Origin of the sequence: Mesorhizobium sp. L2C084A000 (assembly GCF_000502875.1) — a bacterium.
In the GTDB taxonomy this organism is placed as follows: Bacteria; Pseudomonadota; Alphaproteobacteria; order Rhizobiales; family Rhizobiaceae; genus Mesorhizobium.
Map to the genome: position 1 here is coordinate 295,139 of NZ_AYWX01000011.1, position 18,319 is coordinate 313,457.

At 62.5% G+C, this 18,319-nt stretch carries 22 protein-coding genes and 1 pseudogene; 13 read left to right on the top strand and 10 right to left on the bottom strand.

Going from position 1 to position 18,319, the window contains the following annotated elements; genetic code table 11:
- Positions 1-30: 30 nt before the first annotated feature.
- Entirely contained in the window at positions 31-663 is a 633-nt protein-coding gene (locus X735_RS143220) for an HD family hydrolase (RefSeq protein ID WP_023812887.1), read from the bottom strand.
- Entirely contained in the window at positions 663-1,523 is an 861-nt protein-coding gene (locus tag X735_RS143215; RefSeq protein ID WP_023812888.1) for a folate-binding protein YgfZ, read from the bottom strand. The genes X735_RS143220 and X735_RS143215 overlap by 1 nt, the downstream gene beginning before the upstream one ends.
- 75 nt (positions 1,524-1,598) lie before the next feature.
- On the opposite strand from X735_RS143215, the gene X735_RS143210 reads away from it, so the two are divergent.
- Positions 1,599-2,930, top strand: a complete 1,332-nt coding sequence (locus X735_RS143210; RefSeq protein ID WP_023812889.1) for a dihydroorotase — start codon at positions 1,599-1,601, stop codon at positions 2,928-2,930.
- A 35-nt stretch (positions 2,931-2,965) separates the two neighbouring features.
- Here X735_RS143210 and X735_RS143205 read toward each other — a convergent pair whose 3' ends face one another.
- From X735_RS143205 to X735_RS143190, 4 genes are all read right to left on the bottom strand, one after another.
- On the bottom strand, positions 2,966-3,754 hold the full coding sequence (locus X735_RS143205) for a hypothetical protein (protein WP_023812890.1): 789 nt from the start codon (positions 3,752-3,754) through the stop codon (positions 2,966-2,968).
- Positions 3,755-3,824: 70 nt separating this feature from the next.
- On the bottom strand, positions 3,825-4,082 hold the full coding sequence (locus tag X735_RS143200; protein WP_008874920.1) for a hypothetical protein: 258 nt from the start codon (positions 4,080-4,082) through the stop codon (positions 3,825-3,827).
- A 355-nt stretch (positions 4,083-4,437) separates the two neighbouring features.
- Positions 4,438-4,815, bottom strand: coding sequence for a TIGR02301 family protein (locus tag X735_RS143195; protein ID WP_023812891.1), 378 nt, complete (start codon positions 4,813-4,815; stop codon positions 4,438-4,440).
- A gap of 83 nt (positions 4,816-4,898) precedes the next feature.
- A complete protein-coding gene (locus X735_RS143190; RefSeq protein WP_023812892.1) occupies positions 4,899-5,333 on the bottom strand; it encodes an NUDIX domain-containing protein in 435 nt (144 codons plus the stop codon).
- A gap of 126 nt (positions 5,334-5,459) precedes the next feature.
- Here X735_RS143190 and X735_RS143185 point away from each other — a divergent pair, with 126 nt between their 5' ends.
- Positions 5,460-6,221, top strand: a complete 762-nt coding sequence (locus X735_RS143185; protein ID WP_023812893.1) for an SOS response-associated peptidase — start codon at positions 5,460-5,462, stop codon at positions 6,219-6,221.
- A 71-nt stretch (positions 6,222-6,292) separates the two neighbouring features.
- Here the strand turns inward: X735_RS143185 and X735_RS1000000167935 are convergent, their stop codons facing one another.
- Positions 6,293-6,448 carry a hypothetical protein gene (locus X735_RS1000000167935; RefSeq protein ID WP_023812894.1) on the bottom strand — a complete coding sequence of 52 codons (156 nt, stop codon included), beginning with the start codon at positions 6,446-6,448 and terminating at the stop codon, positions 6,293-6,295.
- 393 nt (positions 6,449-6,841) lie between these two features.
- Between X735_RS1000000167935 and cysS the strand changes: the two genes are divergently transcribed.
- From cysS to X735_RS143140, 9 genes are all read left to right on the top strand, one after another.
- Positions 6,842-8,344 carry a cysteine--tRNA ligase gene (gene cysS, locus X735_RS143180; RefSeq protein ID WP_023812895.1) on the top strand — a complete coding sequence of 501 codons (1,503 nt, stop codon included), beginning with the start codon at positions 6,842-6,844 and terminating at the stop codon, positions 8,342-8,344.
- 183 nt (positions 8,345-8,527) lie between these two features.
- Entirely contained in the window at positions 8,528-8,935 is a 408-nt protein-coding gene (locus tag X735_RS143175; protein ID WP_023812896.1) for an endonuclease domain-containing protein, read from the top strand.
- The gene (locus X735_RS143170; RefSeq protein ID WP_023812897.1) at positions 8,932-9,318 is read left to right on the top strand and encodes a VOC family protein; all 387 of its coding nucleotides are present in this window, start codon (positions 8,932-8,934) and stop codon (positions 9,316-9,318) included. The genes X735_RS143175 and X735_RS143170 overlap by 4 nt, the downstream gene beginning before the upstream one ends.
- 6 nt (positions 9,319-9,324) lie before the next feature.
- The gene (locus X735_RS143165; RefSeq protein ID WP_023812898.1) at positions 9,325-9,816 is read left to right on the top strand and encodes a GFA family protein; all 492 of its coding nucleotides are present in this window, start codon (positions 9,325-9,327) and stop codon (positions 9,814-9,816) included.
- Positions 9,813-10,289 carry a GFA family protein gene (locus tag X735_RS143160; protein ID WP_023812899.1) on the top strand — a complete coding sequence of 159 codons (477 nt, stop codon included), beginning with the start codon at positions 9,813-9,815 and terminating at the stop codon, positions 10,287-10,289. The genes X735_RS143165 and X735_RS143160 overlap by 4 nt, the downstream gene beginning before the upstream one ends.
- Complete coding sequence (gene pip, locus X735_RS143155; RefSeq protein WP_023812900.1) at positions 10,286-11,245, top strand: prolyl aminopeptidase; 960 nt, start codon at positions 10,286-10,288, stop codon at positions 11,243-11,245. The genes X735_RS143160 and pip overlap by 4 nt, the downstream gene beginning before the upstream one ends.
- Before the next feature lie 197 nt (positions 11,246-11,442).
- A complete protein-coding gene (gene cimA, locus X735_RS143150; protein WP_023812901.1) occupies positions 11,443-13,059 on the top strand; it encodes a citramalate synthase in 1,617 nt (538 codons plus the stop codon).
- 83 nt (positions 13,060-13,142) lie between these two features.
- The gene (gene rarD, locus X735_RS143145) at positions 13,143-14,069 is read left to right on the top strand and encodes an EamA family transporter RarD (protein WP_023812902.1); all 927 of its coding nucleotides are present in this window, start codon (positions 13,143-13,145) and stop codon (positions 14,067-14,069) included.
- A 9-nt stretch (positions 14,070-14,078) separates the two neighbouring features.
- Positions 14,079-14,765 (top strand): glutathione S-transferase family protein, encoded by a 687-nt coding sequence (locus tag X735_RS143140; RefSeq protein WP_023812903.1) that lies wholly within the window; start codon positions 14,079-14,081, stop codon positions 14,763-14,765.
- Between the two features lie 16 nt (positions 14,766-14,781).
- Here the strand turns inward: X735_RS143140 and X735_RS143135 are convergent, their stop codons facing one another.
- Positions 14,782-15,780, bottom strand: coding sequence for a transporter (locus X735_RS143135; RefSeq protein WP_023812904.1), 999 nt, complete (start codon positions 15,778-15,780; stop codon positions 14,782-14,784).
- 63 nt (positions 15,781-15,843) lie between these two features.
- Positions 15,844-16,251: a hypothetical protein gene (locus X735_RS1000000167945; RefSeq protein WP_245273266.1), complete on the bottom strand. Its 408-nt coding sequence runs from the start codon at positions 16,249-16,251 to the stop codon at positions 15,844-15,846.
- A gap of 108 nt (positions 16,252-16,359) precedes the next feature.
- On the opposite strand from X735_RS1000000167945, the gene X735_RS143130 reads away from it, so the two are divergent.
- Positions 16,360-17,244, top strand: a complete 885-nt coding sequence (locus tag X735_RS143130; protein WP_023812906.1) for a LysR substrate-binding domain-containing protein — start codon at positions 16,360-16,362, stop codon at positions 17,242-17,244.
- A gap of 105 nt (positions 17,245-17,349) precedes the next feature.
- Here the strand turns inward: X735_RS143130 and X735_RS143125 are convergent, their stop codons facing one another.
- Positions 17,350-17,961, bottom strand: a complete 612-nt coding sequence (locus X735_RS143125) for a TIGR00730 family Rossman fold protein (protein WP_023812907.1) — start codon at positions 17,959-17,961, stop codon at positions 17,350-17,352.
- Between the two features lie 143 nt (positions 17,962-18,104).
- On the opposite strand from X735_RS143125, the pseudogene X735_RS1000000167950 reads away from it, so the two are divergent.
- Positions 18,105-18,319: pseudogene (locus X735_RS1000000167950) on the top strand (peptigoglycan-binding protein LysM); the annotation flags it as partial.

Consider the following 18,319-nt stretch of genomic DNA (forward strand, 5'->3'; position numbering starts at 1 on the left):
TTATGGCCGCCGCCGGTTAATTTAGCGTTTTTAGCCGATTGCGGTCGCCGAAACCTGGTGCCGCGACGTCTCGATCGCGGAAAACCGCTTCAGGAACGCATTTTGCGCCCAGGTCACCGAGCGTGGCGTGAAATCGAAGCGGTCGGCATTGAAGCCGCGCGGCCGGCCGAAGAACTCGGTCGCCTCGGCGGTCGAAAAGCCGGCGAGCAGCGTTGCCTCGAAATAGGCGGCGATCTGGTCGGCGCGCTTGATCTCCTTGCGCAGCGCAGCACCCGGTTCCGGCAGCGAGAAGCGCAGATGGATGGCGCGCTGCAGCCGCAACTCACAATCCTTGTAGCTGCCGCCCATTACCGATTTGAACGGTGAGATCATGTCGCCGATGACATATTCGGGGGCGTCGTGCAGAAGAGCCGCCAGCCGGGCGTCGGCCGAAGCCTCGGGTACCAGGTCGCGGAACAGCGCTTCGACCAGCAGCGAGTGCTGGGCAACCGAAAAGGCATGCTCGCCGCTGGTCTGGCCGTTCCAGCGGGCAACGCGGGCGAGCCCGTGCGCAATGTCTGAAATCTCGATGTCGAGCGGCGAGGGGTCGAGCAGGTCGAGCCGGCGGCCCGACAGCATGCGCTGCCAGGCGCGTGCCGGTGCGCCGACGCGGTCGGCCGCCATCAGACCCCCTCCGCGCTGGCGGCTTCCTGCGGGAAGGTGAATTTTGCCCAACCGGGAATGGCCAGCGTAACTGGAACGTCCGCCGCCATGATCGGCAGATCGGCGTCGAGCGCCGCCTTGATCCGGTCGATACGGACAATCGCCAGACCAGCCGTGCCGGCAGTCGAGCCAAGCGTGCCAACCGGCCTGCCTTCGACGGTCAGCTCAGAGCCGGGCGCGGGCAGGGGCCGGTCGGCTGACACAATCAGCACGCGCCGCCTGGCGGTGCCGCGATGCTGCATGCGCGAGACGACCTCCTGGCCGACATAGCAGCCCTTCTTGAAGCCGACGCCACCGGTTTCGTCCAGCAGCACGTCGTGGGGGAAGGCGTCTCCGAGTTGGTAGTCGCTGCCGCTTTCGGCAATGCCGCCGGCAATGCGGAAGGCTTGCCACGCGGCAAGATCGCTGCGCTCATCTGTTTCGCCATAGGAACGCGTGACGGCACCCTTCGGAAAGCGTGTGTCGGCGGCTGCCGTTGAATCAGATTGTGAGGGTGTTGATTCATGTCCCCATGCGACGGTGACAAATGCCTGATCGGATTTTGCAATCTCGACCTTGGCGCGCAGTTTGTAGAGCGTCAGCCGGCGTATGAAATCGTCCGCTATGTCGGCACGGCATTCGAGCCGGAATGCATTCTCGCCGGTGCGCGAGATCAGGAAATCGAACAGGATCTTGCCTTGCGGCGTCAGCAGCGCACCGGGCTTGGCTTCGCCGGGAGCCAGAATGTCGAGATCGGTGGTCACGATGTTTTGCAAAAAATGCTCGGCATCCGGACCTGATACGGAAATGAGGGCGCGGTCTTTGAGCTGGGCAAAGGGCATGGGCGGAAAAGCAACCTGATCTTGCAAAATGGTCGGCCTTTACGTAAGCCGCTGGCACTCCCCCCGCAAGAGAGCATGGCCATGATCTACGACCTCATCCTGACAGGCGGCACAGTGGTCAACCATGACGGCGAAGGGGCTCGCGACATCGGCGTGAAGGACGGGCGCATCGCTGCCATCGGCGGTCTCCGCCAGGCCTCGGCCGGCGAGACGATCGACTGCCGCGGCCTGCATATCCTGCCGGGTGTCATCGACAGCCAGGTGCACTTTCGCGAGCCGGGACTGGAGCACAAGGAAGATTTGGAAACGGGGTCGCGCGCGGCCGTGCTTGGCGGCGTCACCGCCGTGTTCGAGATGCCCAACACCAATCCTTTGACCACCAGCGAGGCAGCGCTTGCCGACAAGGTCCGGCGCGGCACGGATCGCATGCATTGCGATTTCGCCTTCTGGGTCGGCGGTACCCGCGAAAACGCCGGGGATGTCGGCGAGCTTGAGCGGCTGCCGGGCGCTGCCGGGATCAAGGTTTTCATGGGCTCGTCCACTGGCGACCTGCTGGTCGAGGATGACGAGGGCGTGGCGTCGATCCTGAGAAACACGCGCCGGCGCGCCGCCTTTCATTCGGAAGACGAATTCCGGCTGCGCGAGCGTCTTGGCGAGCGCATCGAGGGCGACCCGGCATCGCACCCTGTCTGGCGCGACGAGATCGCCGCCTTACGCTGTACCGAACGGCTTGTACGCATCGCGCGCAGCGTTCGCGCCCGCATTCATGTCCTGCACATCTCGACGGCCGAGGAGATTGTGTTTCTCGAACAACACAAGGATGTCGCGACCTGCGAGGCAACGCCGCATCATTTGACGCTAAGCGCCGACGACTACGCACGCCTTGGCACGCTGATCCAGATGAACCCGCCGGTGCGCGCCGCCCGCCATCGCGACGGCGTCTGGCACGGCATTGCCCAAGGCGTCGTCGACGTGCTCGGCTCCGACCATGCGCCGCACACGCTGGCCGAGAAGGCCAAGCCGTATCCGGCCTCACCGTCGGGAATGACCGGCGTGCAGACGCTGGTGCCGATCATGCTCGACCACGTCAATGCCGGCCGGCTGACCTTGCAGCGCTTTGTCGACCTGTCCAGTCATGGCCCGCAGCGGATCTTCGGCATGGCCAGGAAAGGCCGCATCGCCGCCGGCTATGACGCCGACTTCACCATCGTAGACATGATGCGGCGCGAGATGATCACCAATGCGCAGGCCGGCTCGAAAGCCGGCTGGACGCCTTATGATGGCAGGGAAGTGACGGGTTGGCCGGTCGGCACCGTCATTCGAGGCCGACGTGTCATGTGGGAGGGCGAAATCGTCACGCCAGGCCAAGGCAAAGCGGTGGAGTTTTCCGAGGCATTGCCCGTCTAGGCTCCCGGATCTCTGCAAGGGCAGAGGCAGAAAGCTCAATCCCCGGCGACGAAGAACGACCACTGTCCGGCAGGCGTGATGCCGACACGGTAGAAGATATAGGCGCCGAACTGCTTCATATCATTGAAATCGCCGGCGGTGACGATCTTGAAGAGCTCGACCCGCTGCTTGGCGTCCAGCTTGTCCAGCGGCAGGGCGAAGAAATACGGCCACACATAGAGTTCTTGTGGCGTGCCGGCATCGAGGTGGACGTAGCCGGCATTAAGCACCTCCTCCAGGATGGCCAGAATCTCCTGGCCGTCTGGGTCTCCGGAGAGGCCCTTGAGGAAGGCGATGGCGTCGCCGTCTATGTCGGTCAGCGATATCTGTGTCATGCTCTCGCCCGTGCCGATCAACGGTCGCAGCTTTTCGATATCGCCGCCCTTGCAGGCTTCGACGATCAGATCGTGCATGCGCCGCACCGGTTCCGGCAGCTTGCCGAGATCGTAGACGACCTCAGGCACCGGCGTTTCCGGATCGACGCGCGGTCTGGTCACGCCGCCATCCGCCGGGCTGTCCGGCTCGGCTTCGGCAGGAGCAGTCGGCTGGCTGGCCGGCGGCGGTGTTCCGACCGGGTTGGGCATTGGCACGGCGCTTCCGGGGGGCGACATGTCGTCGTCGGCCGGCGGCGTGACTGTCGGGGGGAGCTCTTCGCGCTTGATTTCGCTCAGCGCATACACGGGGCTGCTCGCGAGACACACAAGCAGGGGAATCGCGGCACAGCAAGCGGCGAAGGAGATGCGAAGGATCAAGCCACACGGCTTGCCTGACATCGAAAAACTCACTGCCCGTTTCTCCCTGCTTCCGGGCATGACGCCCGAGCGGCATGTTCCCGTCAAAGAACCGGACGTCGGTTCAGTGCCGCAGCCGTTCAGGTTCGAAGGCGCCAGCAATCACCTTTTCACGCATACGGTCGAGCAGGGCAAGGGCCGAGGTCTCGCCATTGGCACGCAACATCTCGCCGAAGGCTGTTTCGAGCGCTGCTTCGGCGATGATCTCGGGCTCTATCCCGGCGGAGAGACCTTCCGCCCAGGCCTCGCTGTGGCTTTCCACGGCGGTCAGGCGTTTTTCTTCCCTGACCAGCGCGTCGATGTCGTTGACACCATGTTCCATAAGCGAATGTCCACCCTTTCAAGCTGCGATCCATCGATGTGGATCAGGCCTGATCTGTTCATTTCACACGCAGGGGCAATTAAGTATTTGTAAATACGACATTTTTTTGATCGTCTTTTACAAAGCCCGATTGCCTTGTGCGAAGCTGCGTTCAGCTCGAGTCAAACTTAGCCGATTGGGGCGGCCTGCGGGGCGAAAACCTTCAGTTTGAGTTAATTCCGCTTTCGCGCGGTAAGGTTTCGTTAATACTGTTGCAGAAGTGCAACATGAGGATTGCACCAAGATATCGCCTGGCACAAGCCGATATATCCGCTGTGCCCAGCAATGATCCGGATAGTTGTTGATGAGCGAGTGCCTAGTTGCCGTAACGCGAGGCGATATCGCGAGATAGCGTCTCGCCTTCCTTCATGTAGCGGCTGATGGCTTCGGTCGCCGAGGGCGTGCACCTCGTATAGGTGCCGCCGAAAGAGCGGTAGCCGCGATTGAAGCTGGCGATGAAGCGGGCGCGCCGCTCGGCGTCCGGATTTTCCGAATCGAGCAGTTTTGTCATCTCGACACGCCACTGCTCGCCCTTCTCGCCGCACAGATTGCGCAGGAAATGCAGCGAGCCCAGAACCTCCGCCAGCCGCATCAACCCAGGCTCGAACGGCGACTCGGCGCTGAGCGCGGGCCGTATCGAAACGGTCGTGCTGACGGAAAGACACACGGCGAGGAGCATGGATGGACGGTTCATAAGCCTTCTCTACCCAACGGCGTGGCTCTGCCAAACAGGATAAGTCTTTGTGGCGAAACAATTTGTCGCCTGCAAGGCGGTTTTCAGGGCAGCAGTCCGGCGTTTCTGCCAGGGGCCAACAAGTCTTCTGCGACCGCGAATACCGAGCCTGCTAGCGGCAGCGCCGCCATCTCGATGAGCGTATAGAAGGCCGCCGTCTCTGCATCGTCGCTGGCCACCGCCTCGCCGCCGGCATAGACGGCTCCGAAGACTGTGAGGAGATAGTCAACCGGGTGGCTGTCGTCCCTGCCGTCGATGTGGATTTCCCGAAGCCGGCGATAATCGGTGGCCCGCAAGCCGGTCTCTTCCAACAGTTCGCGAGCGATGGCTTGCTCCAGCGTTTCGTCGGGCTCGACCTTGCCGCCTGGAAAGGCATAGAGCCCCTGCGAGGGTTGCCGCGCCCGCTTGACCAGAAGCACGGTGTCTGCGCGCACGACGGCGACCGAAACTGCCGGAAGTGTCTTGCGCGCTTTGTTCATGGGTTCCCGATCAGGCGTGAAGCTGGTCTGTTGTGGAACCGCCAGCATGCGGAAGCTTTAGCGGTTGCGCAACGGCGGTTCTATCGCCACTTTCAAGCTGAACCATTCGAAGGGCGCCAATCGACCATGTGCGGACGTTTTGCCTTGACCGCGACGCCGGACCAGACTGCCGCCTTGCTAGGTTTGGCTGAACTGGAGGATTTCCCGGCGCGCTACAACATCGCACCAACCCAACCGATCCTGATGGCGGTCGCCGGCCCCCCGCAGGCGCCGGGCTCCAATCTGCCGGACCGGCAGCCGATGCTGGTGCGCTGGGGGCTGATTCCGACCTGGGTCAAGGATACCAGGGAATTTCCGCTGCTGTTCAACGCGCGCTCTGAAGGCGCAGCTGAGAAGGCCTCGTTCAAAGCCGCCATGCGCCATCGCCGCGCGCTGGTGCCGGCGTCGGGTTTTTACGAGTGGCGGCAAACTGGTGGCAAGAAGGGGCAGCCCTACTGGATCAGGCCTAGGCATGGCGGGTTGCTCGCCTTTGCCGGCTTGATCGAGACCTATGCCGAGCCGGGCGGTTCGGAAATGGACACCGGCGCTATCTTGACCGTCAACGCCAATGCCGACATCGCCCATATTCACGACCGCATGCCGGTGGTGATCGATCCCAGGGATTTCGCCCGCTGGCTGGATTGCCGCACGCTCGAGCCGCGCGATGTCGCCGACCTGTTGCGGCCGGCACAGCCTGATTTCTTCGAGGCAATTCCCGTCTCCGACCTCGTCAACAAGGTCGTCAACACCGGACCGGAGATCCAGGAGCGGGGCGAGATCGGGCCGGAGCCCGAAAAAGTCAAGCGCCAGAAGCCCGGCGCGGACGACAGTCAGCTGACGTTGTTTTAGCTGAGCTGTTCTTCAGGGCCGCATGTCAGCGCCCTCATGCCTGGCACCTTTGGCGCCAGCCACACACTGCTTCAGGCAGCGCGGGGCGATACGATCTTCTGCGCCGGCTTCTTCTTCTTCGCGGTGTGGAGAAGTGCGGCGACGATCGCGGCCGGGCCTATGGCGCGATAGTGGTTGGCCAGCGCCGGTTGCTTGGCGCGATTGGATTCCTGCTTGCTTCGGAGCATGTCTCTCTTCCCAGGTAACATTTTCGTGTCTGCGTTTGATGGCCGATTCTGACCAAATCGTGACGCCTGCTGATCTAGCCGGCGAATGTTTCATGACTGTGCCGACATGTTTAATAAAATGTTTCAGTGGCTCATTACCTGTGATCCAGCGACGTTTTTGCCGAAACTAGCGACTTGACGGCAACACTCGCCAAGGCGATAAAGCCGCCCATGAAAACGTCTTTCGCCATTTGTGGCATTTGCATTATTGGCTAGCCTCGCGCTGGTCCGGACGTTTTCGCCTCATCTTTCCCCAGATTGGACAAACGCCCCGGCCAGCAGGCTGGAGCCTGATTTGCGTCTTGGCGCGGGCTGGCTCCATCCAGATGAAAGATCTGAAACGGGAAGGCACGAATGTCTGACGCATCGCAGGGCCTGCGCCTCTACAACACGCTGACGCGGACGAAAGAGGATTTCGTCCCGATCGATCCGCTGAACGTGCGCATGTATGTCTGCGGTCCGACCGTCTACGACTTTGCCCATATCGGCAATGCCAGACCGGTGATCGTCTTCGACGTGCTGTTCCGCCTGCTGCGCCAAGTCTATGGCGAGGCGCACGTCACCTATGTGCGCAACATCACCGACGTCGACGACAAGATCAACGCGCGCGCTCTGCGCGACTTCGGCGGCGAGATCGCTTCCGGAACACTTTCGCTCAACGAGGCGATCAGGCGGGTCACCGAAAAGACCGCCGACCAGTTCCACAGCGATGTGGCGGTTCTCGGCTGCCTGGAGCCGACGGTCGAGCCGCGCGCCACCGAATTCGTCGAGCCCCGCGCCGACGGCAAAGTCGACATGATCACCTTGATTCAAAGCCTGATCGAACGCGGCCATGCCTATGTTGCCGCGGGCGAAGTCCTGTTCGATACGGCGTCGATGCCGGACTACGGCCAGCTGTCGAAGCGCAATCTCGACGAGCAGCAGGCTGGTGCTCGCGTCGCCGTCGACGCGCACAAGAAAAATCCCGGCGATTTTGTCCTGTGGAAGTTGTCGTCGCCGGAGGAGCCCGGCTGGAATTCGCCATGGGGCAGGGGTCGGCCGGGCTGGCACATCGAATGCTCGGCAATGTCGGCCGCCTATCTTGGCGAGGTGTTCGACATCCATGGCGGCGGCCTCGACCTGATCTTCCCGCACCATGAGAACGAGATCGCCCAGTCGCGCTGCGCCCATGGCACGGACGTGATGGCCAACATCTGGATGCACAACGGCTTCCTGCAGGTCGAAGGCCAGAAAATGTCGAAAAGCGTCGGCAATTTCTATTCGATCAACGAACTGCTGGAGACCGAGACCTTTGGCGGCCGCAAATGGCCGGGCGAGGTGCTGCGGCTGGCGATGCTGATGACGCACTACCGCGAACCAATCGACTTTTCCGTGCGCAAGCTGGAAGAGGCCGAGAACACGCTGCGCAAATGGAAGCGAGTAGCTGATGGAGCGCGTTATGAAACGGGCCCCCCTAGCAGCTTTGTTAAGGCACTTTCGGACGACCTTTCGACACCTCAGGCCTTTTACATATTGGCGGAGCTCGTTTCAGACGCGAGCAAAGGTCTGGGGTCGGAGGGCTCAGAAACGCCCTTTGTTGAAATTGATGGCGATCCAATAGACGTCGAATTTAAGTTGAATGCCGCTGCTGAGGTAAAGGCAGCTTTGTTATTTCTTGGTTTTGACTTTGCGGAAGCAAAAGTTGCCGAACATGCCATTGTTGAGGCAATTGAAACCCGACTTGCCCTCATAGCGTCGAAGAACTGGGCCGAGGCCGACCGCATCCGCGACGAACTGCTGGCGCAAGGTGTACAGTTGAAGGACGGTAAGGATCTGGTCACTGGCGAGCGAGTGACGACGTGGGAGGTCAAGCGGTGAGGTTGGCGCGAAACACTTTTGAAAGGTTGGCGGAGACCCTGGTGACAGCCGATCTCCCCCCTTGCGGGGGAGATGTCCGGCAGGACAGAGGGNCCCCCCTCTGCCCTGCCGGGCATCTCCCCCGCAAGGGGGGAGATCAGCCCTCGTCGCCGATTTCGCTAATCACCGGCGAAGGGGTGTTTGATGGGACACGATCTCGTTCCGCAACGACACCGCCGGAATGCAAAATCCATGCGTCGCGTCATGACCGATGCGGAGTTGAAACTTTGGAATGAGTTGCGTGCTCACCAGCTTATGGGGATGAGCTTTCGACGGCAGGTGCCGATCGGACCTTATATCGTTGACTTTGCTTGCTCGGCCTATCGTCTCATCGTCGAGGTAGACGGCAGCCAGCATGCGGATAGCGAAAATCTACAACAAGACGAGACACGCAGCGCATATTTTAAGAGCAGTGGCTGGACCATCCTGCGCTTCTGGAACGACGACGTCATTCGCGATATCGACAATGTCTGCCAGCACATCGTCATCGAGGCCGGCCTGGCCGCTGCCGAAGTGCTGGCGATCGAACCAGCTAGGGAGGCAATTTCATGATAGACCATCTTGGCATCACCGTTGCCGATTTCGATGCTTCGAAGGCTTTCTATGACAAGGCGATGGCGCCGCTTGGTGCAGCGCTCCTCTACATGGTGCCGCTGGAATACACCGGCGGCGCCAAGGTCGGCGGCTATGGCCGTGACCGGCCGGTGTTCTGGCTGAGTTCGGCCAAGGACAAGCCCAGGGATCACCAGCACGTCGCCTTCACCGCGCGCAGCCGCGCCGAGGTCGATGCCTTCCACGCAGCGGCACTTGCTGCCGGTGGCAAGGACAATGGCGGGCCGGGCCTGCGCCGGCATTATCACCCGAACTACTATGGCGCCTTCGTCTTCGATCCCGACGGCAACAATGTCGAAGCCGTCTGCCATGCGCCGGAGTGAGCCGAGATGAGCCTCGACAACCGGCCGATCTACACCGGCGGCTGCCAGTGCGGCGCGGTGCGCTTTCGCGTTGAAGGCGCGCTCGGCGACGCTTCGGTCTGCCATTGCCGCATGTGCCAGAAGGCGTTCGGCTCGTTCTATGCGCCGCTGGTTTCGGTGCGTGGCGCCCGGCTCGACTGGACGCGCGGCGAGCCGAAATACTTCCGCTCCTCCAACCATGTCGATCGCGGTTTTTGCGCCGATTGCGGCACGCCGCTGACCTTCACCGCGCCGGACGGCGTTGGCCTCGCCATCGGCGCGTTCGACAATCCGGCGGAGATCGTGCCGCTGATCCAATGGGGTGTCGAGGCAAAGCTGCCTTATGTCGATACGATCCCGCAATTGCCGGGCGAGGAGACGATGGCCGACGTGTCGTCGGCCTCTTATCTGGCCGATCTCGTCTCCTATCAGCATCCGGACCACGACACCGAACAATGGCCGCCGAAGGAAAGACCATGACCGAGACAGTAAGAACTGGCGGCTGCCAATGCGGCGCCGTGCGTTTCCGCATTCATGGGGCGCTCGGCCGTCCCTCGATCTGCCATTGCCGGATGTGCCAGAAGCAGTTCGGCTCGTTCTTCGGTGCGCTGGTCACGGTGCCCAGGGATGGCGTCAAATGGACCCATGAAGAGCCAAGCTATTTCCAGTCGTCGGTCAACATCGATCGTGGTTTCTGCGCCCGCTGCGGGACGCCGCTGACCTACCGGCAGCCCGGTGGACTTGAGATCGCTATCGGTGCCTTCGACGACCGCTCAGATCTCGCCCCGCAGATCCAGGTCAACTACGCCGCGCGGCTGCCCTGGGTGGAGACGATCTTCGATCAGCCCGTCCACCAGGATCCCGACTACTATAACAGGCAGGAATCCATCATCTCCTTCCAGCACCCCGACCATGAAACAGCGGACTGGCCGACCAAAGGTTTGCAACTATGAGCAGTCAATTGCGTACCCTCTATCCCGAGATCGAGGCCTTCGAGTCCGGCATGCTCGATGTCGGCGACGGCCATCAGGTCTACTGGGAACGTTCCGGCACCAAAGGCGCCAAACCGGCGGTGTTTCTGCATGGCGGGCCGGGCGGCACCATCTCGCCAAAGCACCGGCGGCTGTTCGACCCGAAGCTCTACGATGTCATCCTGTTCGATCAACGCGGCTGCGGAAAATCGACGCCCAATGCCTCGCTCGAAGCCAACACGACCTGGCACCTGGTCGCCGACATCGAACGCCTGCGCGAAATGGCCGGCTTCGACAAATGGCTGGTGTTCGGCGGCTCCTGGGGGTCGACGCTGGCGCTCGCCTATGCCGAAACGCACCCCGAACGCGTCAGTGAGTTGGTGGTACGCGGCATCTACACGCTGACACGTGCGGAACTCGAATGGTACTATCAGTTCGGCGTCTCGGAAATGTTCCCGGACAAATGGGAGCGCTTTCTGGCGCCGGTCCCGGAGGCCGAGCGCGGCGACATGATGGCTGCCTACCGCAAGCGGCTGGTCGGCACGGATCGCAAGGCGCAGATCGAAGCCGCCCGCGCCTGGAGCCTGTGGGAGGGCGAAACGATCACGCTGTTGCCGGAACCGGAGACCAGTGGACCGTTTGGTGAGGACGACTATGCCATTGCCTTCGCCCGCATCGAAAACCACTATTTCGTCCATGCCGGCTGGCTTGAGGAAGGGCAGCTGCTGCGCGACGCGCACAAGCTGAGCGACATTCCCGGCACCATCGTCCATGGCCGCTACGACATGCCGTGCCCGGCGCGCTATGCCTGGGCGCTGCACAAGGCCTGGCCGAAGGCGGATTTCCATCTGATCGAGGGCGCCGGTCATGCTTATTCGGAGCCGGGGATTCTGGATCAACTGATCCGGGCGACGGATCGGTTTGCAGGGAAGATATAGTCGATGCACGGCGATCCTTCACACCCCCCTCTGTCCTACCGGACATCTCCCCCGCAAGGGGGGAGATTGGATGTCGCCTTCGCTTTCGCCAATCGCCGACGATGCAGGACCAGCGCTATCGTCAAAGCTGCCGATCTCCCCCCTTGCGGGGGAGATGGCCGGCAGGCCACAGGGGGGTGCTCAAGCACCTTGCTGTCATGAAAAAGGAAAGACTGTTCCTCTTCGACACCACCTTGCGCGATGGCCAGCAGACGCCGGGCATAGACTTTTCCGTCGAGGACAAGATCGCTATCGCGAAACTGCTCGACGCTTTCGGCCTCGATTATGTCGAAGGTGGCTATCCCGGCGCCAACCCGACCGACACAGCCTTCTTCCAGGAGAAACGTACGTCGCGCGCCAAATTCGTCGCCTTCGGCATGACCAAACGGGCTGGGGTGTCAGCTTCCAACGATCCCGGCCTTGCGTCACTCGTGCAATCCAAGTCGGATGCCATCTGCTTCGTCGCCAAGAGTTGGGACTACCATGTCCGTGTCGCGCTCGGCTGCACCAATGAGGAGAACCTCGACGCCATCAAGGCCTCCGTCGAGGCGGCGATCGCCGCCGGCAAGGAGGCGTTGGTCGATTGCGAGCATTTTTTCGACGGCTTCAAGGCCAATCCCGATTATGCGCTGGCCTGCGCCAGGACCGCCTGTGATGCCGGCGCGCGCTGGGTGGTGCTGTGCGACACCAATGGTGGCACGCAACCCTCGGAAGTCCGCGCCATCGTCGAGAAGGTTATTTCATCAGGTATTTCAGGCGATTATCTCGGCATCCATGCTCATGACGACACCGGCCAGGCAGTGGCGAATTCCCTCGCCGCTGTCGAGGCCGGCGTGCGCCAGATACAGGGCACGCTCAACGGCATCGGCGAGCGCTGCGGCAACGCCAATTTGATCTCGATCGTACCAACGCTGGCGTTGAAACCGACCTTCGCCGATCGTTTCGAGACGGGCATTTCGGCTGAGGCGCTGACCGGCATTTCGCGCCTGTCCCGCGCCTTCGACGAACTCCTGAACCGCGCCCCGGAAGCGCAAGCGCCCTATGTCGGGGCCTCTGCTTTCGCCACCAAGGCGGGCATCCATGCCTCCGCGCTGGCCAAGGAGCCGGCGACCTATGAGCATGTGCCCCCGGAAACGGTCGGCAACCGCCGCCGCGTCATGGTTTCGGACCAGGGCGGCAAGGCCAATTTCCTCGCCGAGTTGAAGCGGCGCGGCATCGACGTGCCGAAAGATGATCACCGGCTCGACGCGCTGATATCAGTGGTCAAGGAGCGCGAGGCCGAGGGCTACGCCTATGAGGGCGCCGATGCCAGCTTCGAGCTCCTGGCACGCAAGATGCTGCACGGCCTACCGGAGTTCTTCAACGTCACCTCGTTCCGCTGCATGGTCGAGCGCCGCTTCGACGCCAACGGCCAGCTGAAGACGGTCTCCGAAGCGATCGTCAAGGTGGTGGTCGACGGCGAGGAGAAGATGTCGGTGGCCGAGGGGCATGGCCCGGTCAACGCACTCGACATCGCGCTGCGCAAGGACCTTGGCAAGTTCCAGAGCGAGATCGCCGACATGGAACTGGCCGACTTCAAGGTGCGTATCCTCAATGGCGGCACCGAGGCGATCACCCGCGTTCTGATCGAATCGCATGACGGCACCGGCGCGCGCTGGTGGACGGTCGGCGTTTCCGAAAACATCATCGACGCCTCGTTCCAAGCGCTGATGGATTCCATCGTCTACAAGCTGATGAAGAACCGCGAGATGGCCGGACTGGTGGCCGCCGAATAGGGTTGAACCATCAGCGAAAGTCCATTGATCCATCAGAACTTTGCGATGGTCTTGCCAAGGTGGCTGGGCCATAGCGTTGGCCCATGGCCACTGAAACAATCACCCTGGATGCGGATTCCAAGGCCCGTCGCGGCTTCCTGCTGGCACTGGGGGCCTATCTGCTATGGGGGCTGCTGCCTTTTTACATGAAGGCGGTCGCTCATCTGCCGCTCGCCGAAGTCATTGCCCATCGCATCGTCTGGTCGGTGCCGATCGCCGCCGCCGTCCTGATCTGGGCCGGCCGCACGGCGGATTTCAAGGCGGCACTGCGTTCGCCGCGCACCATCGCCATGGCCGCGCTGACGGCTGCGCTGATTTCGGTCAACTGGGGCATCTATGTCTGGGCGATTGCCGTCGACCGCACTGTCGAGACCGCGCTCGGCTACTACATCAATCCACTGGTCAGCGTCGTTGTCGGCGCGCTGCTGCTTGCCGAGCGCCTCGACCGGCTGCAGATCGCGGCGGTGGTGCTGGCGGCCGTCGCGGTCGCGGTGCTGACCATCGAGGGCGGCAAGCTGCCCTGGGTGTCGCTGGCGTTGGCTTTTTCCTTCGCCGCCTACGGCTTCTTCCGCAAGACGCTGCCGATCGGACCGAGCCAGGGATTTTTGCTCGAAGTGCTTCTGCTGTCGGTGCCGGCACTTGGCTACATCGTTTATCTCATCGCGACCGGGCAGGACCACATCGTATCCAGCAGCGGTGCCGATAGGGCGCTGCTGATCGGCTGCGGTCCAGTCACGTCGATACCGCTGCTGCTGTTCGCCTTCGGCGCCAAGCTGCTGCGCCTGTCAACCATCGGCATCATGCAATATATCGCGCCGACCATGGTGTTCCTGATCGCCGTTCTGATCTTCGACGAGCCTTTCGGCACCACCCAGGCGATTGCGTTCGCGCTGATCTGGGCGGCCTTGGCGGTCTATTCCTGGTCGATGTTGACGACAGCGCGCCGCGCCGCGCCGCAGCCCGCACGGTAAGGAGTTTCGATGTACCTGCTGCATATCGCCAACAAGAACTATTCCTCATGGTCGCTGCGGCCCTGGGTGTTGATGCGCGCGCTGGATATCCCATTCGAGGAGCGGCTGACGCCATTCCCGACCGCATCGAGCTGGGAACTCTACCGGTCGTTTTCGCCCAGCGGCCGGGTGCCGTGCCTGATCGAGGACGGCTGGGCGGTCTGGGATTCGCTGGCCATCGTCGAATATCTGGCCGAACGCCACCATGGCGTGTGGCCCGTCGAAGCCAAGGCGCGCGCCTGGGCACGCTCGGCCGCCGCCGAGATGCATTCGAGCTTCACCGCATTGCGCGGGGCATGCCCGATGAGTTGCGGCGTGCGGGTAAAGCCGTTCCCGATGTCCGATGGGCTGAAGCAGGACCTTTTCCGCCTCGGTGACCTCTGGAATGATGGTCTTGCCCGTTTCGGCGGGCCGTTTCTGGCCGGCGCTCATTTCACCGCCGTCGACGCTTTCTTTGCTCCGGTGGCGTTCCGCGCCCAGTCCTATGGGCTCCCCTTCGAGGGTGCGGCTGCGGCTTATCCGGCGCAATTGCTTGCTCTACCGGCGATGCGCGAATGGTATGCGGCTGGCCTTGCCGAAATCTGGCGCGAGTCCGATCACGAAGCGGAAGTGGCCGCCGCCGGCACAGTCATCGAGGATCTTCGCGCCACGGCGTGATAGCCGCCGGCGGGTGCTACATCTGTCCGAGCCGCCTGACAAAGAGATAGGTCGCTCCCGCGATTACCATCGCTACCGCCGTCACCACCCAGAAGCCCATTGGCGTGTCGACCAGCGGCAGGCCGCCGACATTCATGCCGAACAGGCCGGAGATGATGGTCATCGGCAACAGCACCGCCGTCATCACCGACAGTACGTACAGCAGCCGGTTCGACTGCGTTGTCAGCTTGGCCATCAGCTCGTCTTGCAAAAGCCGGGCGCGGGCCTGCAACTGCTCGCCGTCATAGTGCAGCGTCTGCGCACGATGCGACAGCCGCGCCGCCATGTCGTTGATGGAATCCGGCAGGTCGTTGCGGTGCGAATGGTCGAGATGGCGAAACAGATTGGTCAGCGTCGCCATCTGCCGGTGGATCACCACCAGGTGCCGGCGCGCGTCGACCAGCGCCTGCCGCTCATTGTGCCATGCGTCGCAGACGATGCGATCCTCGATGCCGTCGAGACTGTCGCCAAGTGCCGCAAGTTCGGCCACCATGCCGTCGAACGACTGGCCGACGACCGCCTCGATCAGCGCGGCCGGCGAGCGGAATTTGCGCGATCCGTTCTCGATCGCCTTGCGGATGTTATCGACAGACTGCAGCGGCTGCTTGCGGGCGCCGACCAGCATGGTGTCGTTGAGGGCGAAGCGGAAATGGCCAAGTCCGCCCGTTTCCGCCGAATAGTCATGGCGCAGATCCGGCAGGTCGCCATAGAGCCAGTCGTCCTCGAGGTCGATGTGGCAGCCATGGCTGGCGGACAGGAAAGCTTCACGCACCGGTGCCGGCAAAGCCTGATCGGTGCCGATCTCATGGCGAGCGCGCATGTCGGAAAGCTGGTAGCTGCGCCATGTCCAGTGCGCGGCGGCGGCGTCCCTGGTTCGCACGCCCTCAGCGGTGAAGTGATAGATGAAGAACAATCCGTGCTCGTCGGGCAGGTAGGGCGACAGGTCGGTGCCTTCCGGGGCGACAGTGATATCCATGGGGGCGGTGCCAGATGCATGTTCCGAAGATGGCACCGCACGGCGGCTGCCTGGCCTTGATTTCTAGCACGAGCGAACCCGGTTCCGTGTGACGGTTTCTTGACAGCCGATCACGGTCTGTCGATCACCTACGTCAATCCGGTGGTGACGGCCTTCGCCACCCCCGGATTGTGTCCCTGTCAGTGCTTCGGGCCGAAGCCGGGGTAGGGCTTTAGGGATACGATTGCGGCAATGTCCATCATGCCGGCCTTGACCAACGGCAAGGGTGGCGAGGTGGGCGCGAACCTCTGCATCATCGGCTGCCTCGAACATCATGCCGCTGCCCGGGATGTCGCCTCGGTTCCACATCTGGCGTACCGCGCCTTCGGCATAGAGCGTGCGCCGCTGTTCGGCTTCGCCGGGTAGAAGCGGAGCGAAATCGGCATCGGCAAATTTTTCGGTGTTGCGGGTGAGAAGGGCAAAGAACTGCATGGCGGTCTCCTTTGGTTGGAATGGCCGAATTATCGCTCCCGCCGGTCAGACTGTCCAAGACTGGTTAGGCTAAAGTTGAGACCTGGGGGGACTGGAGCCCGGAGAAAAATGTTCGATCTGCGTCAGCTCCGCTATTTCGTCACCGTCGCCGAAACCGGCAATGTCGGGCGCGCCGCCGAAATGCTGCATATTTCTCAGTCGCCACTCAGCCGGCAGATCATCCAGCTCGAGGAGCAACTCGGCGTCGCTTTGTTCGAACGGGCAAAGCAGCGGGTCCACCTCAACGCCGAGGGCCGCGCCTTCCTCGTCGAAGCCCGCGCGCTGCTGTCCAATGCGCGACGTTTGGAGCAGTTCGGCCGCAACCTGGCCAGCGGCGCCGTCGGCCGGCTCGCCATCGGCTATGTCGAAGGCGCCGTTCATGCCGGGCTTGTCGCTGGGATGCTGCGCCAGTTCCGTCGCGACCGGCCGGATTTCCACCTGCAGCTGAGAAGCCTGCGTTCGGCGGCGCAGTTGGAAGGGCTACGGCAGCGGTCGCTGGATCTGGGCTTTGTCTACTCGCCGCCAGCCGATGATGACCCGGATGTCGCCGCGATAGCGCTGCGGCATGAGCCGCTGGTGCTGGCGATCCCCGAAGATGATCCGCTTGCTGAAGTGCCAGAGATTGGGCCCGACCACCTTGACGGTCGCACCTGGATCACCGTCGTGCGCCAGCCGGACGACACCAATCGCGGCCAGTTCCTTGCCGCCTGCGCCAAGGCCGGCTTTCTGCCCGACATCGCCTATGAGACGGCGGACCCGCTGACCTCGCTCGGCCTTGTCAGCGCCGGTCTCGGCCTTGCGACGGTGCAAGCCAGCCTGCGTGTCGCTGCGCCGCCGCGGATCGTATTTCGCGACCTGCCGTGGTTCGACCGCACGGTCTCCATCTATCTCGCCTGGCGGCGTCATGACCGACGGGCGGTGATTGCCGATTTGCGGCAGGCAGCTGAGGAATAGGGGAATAGGGGAATAGGGGAATAGGGGAATAGGGGAATAGGGGAATAGGGGGCGCCGTTCCCAGGCACTTCACATATTCCCCTACTGCCTTACTCCCGTATTCCCCTACATCTTGTCTATCACCGACTGCACGCCCTCGGTCGGGGCGTCTACGGAGGATCCAGCCACCATGATGGCGGCGACGATCGCTTCGGGGTCGTCGACAACCAGCGGCTTGACCCGTTGCGCGGTGTGGATGAAGCCCTCAGCGGCCATGTGATCGAGCAGCGTCAGCATCGGATCCCAGAATCCTCCGACATTGCCGAAGACGATCGGTTTGCGATGATGGCCAAGCTGCGCCCAGGTCATCACCTCGACGATCTCCTCGACCGTGCCGATGCCCCCCGGCAGCGCCACAAAGGCGTCGGATTTCTCGAACATCTTGTGTTTGCGCTCGTGCATGTTGTCGGTGATCAGCAACTCGTCGAGCCGGTCAAGCGCGGTTTCGGTTGCCTCCCTGTTGATCAGGAAGCGCGGAATGATGCCCGTCACCTTGCCGCCGGCGCGCAAAGCGCCTTCGGCGACAGCGCCCATGATGCCTTTGGTGCCGCCGCCATAGACCAGCCGCATTCCTGCTTTGGCAATCGAGCGTCCGAGCAGGTTTCCGGCCTTGATATAGATTTCATCACGGCCCGGAGACGAGCCGCAATAGACGCAGACGGATCGAATCGTGTTCATGCCGATGATTGGTGATTGGGTCTGAAAGCGTGGTCAAGCCCCAAGGGTCAACAAGCCCGGGCTTTTTCTTGTCGGCCCGTTTTTCTTGTCGGCATTGGCAAAACAAGCTAGACCGGCGTTAGGTGGCTAAGGGGTAGGGAAATATGGCAATTAATCCACTGAAGGCGTTCCTGTTCGCGGCGGGTGGGACCGTTGCTGCCGCGGGAACCGCCTATGTATCGGGCGCACTCGACCCGTATCTCAATCCCACGCCGCCGGCGCAAGTGGCGGCGCAGACGTCGCCCGCAGCGCCAAAATCGGCCGATCCCGGCACCGAAGCGCGGCTGCCCGCCGCGGAGGTCCCCGCGGCTCCCGCCGC

Excerpts from the sequence above, each read along its gene's own strand:
- X735_RS143190 (WP_023812892.1), bottom strand. The coding sequence starts at position 5,333 with ATGAACAAAGCGCGCAAGACACTTCCGGCAGTTTCGGTCGCCGTCGTG.
- X735_RS143160 (WP_023812899.1), top strand. The coding sequence starts at position 9,813 with ATGACCGAGACAGTAAGAACTGGCGGCTGCCAATGCGGCGCCGTGCGT.
- cysS (WP_023812895.1), top strand. The coding sequence starts at position 6,842 with ATGTCTGACGCATCGCAGGGCCTGCGCCTCTACAACACGCTGACGCGG.
- X735_RS143185 (WP_023812893.1), top strand. The coding sequence starts at position 5,460 with ATGTGCGGACGTTTTGCCTTGACCGCGACGCCGGACCAGACTGCCGCC.
- X735_RS143220 (WP_023812887.1), bottom strand. The coding sequence starts at position 663 with ATGGCGGCCGACCGCGTCGGCGCACCGGCACGCGCCTGGCAGCGCATG.
- X735_RS143210 (WP_023812889.1), top strand. The coding sequence starts at position 1,599 with ATGGCCATGATCTACGACCTCATCCTGACAGGCGGCACAGTGGTCAAC.
- X735_RS1000000167935 (WP_023812894.1), bottom strand. The coding sequence starts at position 6,448 with ATGCTCCGAAGCAAGCAGGAATCCAATCGCGCCAAGCAACCGGCGCTG.
- rarD (WP_023812902.1), top strand. The coding sequence starts at position 13,143 with ATGGCCACTGAAACAATCACCCTGGATGCGGATTCCAAGGCCCGTCGC.
- X735_RS143200 (WP_008874920.1), bottom strand. The coding sequence starts at position 4,082 with ATGGAACATGGTGTCAACGACATCGACGCGCTGGTCAGGGAAGAAAAA.
- X735_RS143125 (WP_023812907.1), bottom strand. The coding sequence starts at position 17,961 with ATGAACACGATTCGATCCGTCTGCGTCTATTGCGGCTCGTCTCCGGGC.
- X735_RS143175 (WP_023812896.1), top strand. The coding sequence starts at position 8,528 with ATGGGACACGATCTCGTTCCGCAACGACACCGCCGGAATGCAAAATCC.
- pip (WP_023812900.1), top strand. The coding sequence starts at position 10,286 with ATGAGCAGTCAATTGCGTACCCTCTATCCCGAGATCGAGGCCTTCGAG.
- X735_RS143130 (WP_023812906.1), top strand. The coding sequence starts at position 16,360 with ATGTTCGATCTGCGTCAGCTCCGCTATTTCGTCACCGTCGCCGAAACC.
- cimA (WP_023812901.1), top strand. The coding sequence starts at position 11,443 with ATGAAAAAGGAAAGACTGTTCCTCTTCGACACCACCTTGCGCGATGGC.
- X735_RS143140 (WP_023812903.1), top strand. The coding sequence starts at position 14,079 with ATGTACCTGCTGCATATCGCCAACAAGAACTATTCCTCATGGTCGCTG.
- X735_RS1000000167945 (WP_245273266.1), bottom strand. The coding sequence starts at position 16,251 with ATGCAGTTCTTTGCCCTTCTCACCCGCAACACCGAAAAATTTGCCGAT.
- X735_RS143170 (WP_023812897.1), top strand. The coding sequence starts at position 8,932 with ATGATAGACCATCTTGGCATCACCGTTGCCGATTTCGATGCTTCGAAG.
- X735_RS143165 (WP_023812898.1), top strand. The coding sequence starts at position 9,325 with ATGAGCCTCGACAACCGGCCGATCTACACCGGCGGCTGCCAGTGCGGC.
- X735_RS143135 (WP_023812904.1), bottom strand. The coding sequence starts at position 15,780 with ATGGATATCACTGTCGCCCCGGAAGGCACCGACCTGTCGCCCTACCTG.
- X735_RS143195 (WP_023812891.1), bottom strand. The coding sequence starts at position 4,815 with ATGAACCGTCCATCCATGCTCCTCGCCGTGTGTCTTTCCGTCAGCACG.
- X735_RS143215 (WP_023812888.1), bottom strand. The coding sequence starts at position 1,523 with ATGCCCTTTGCCCAGCTCAAAGACCGCGCCCTCATTTCCGTATCAGGT.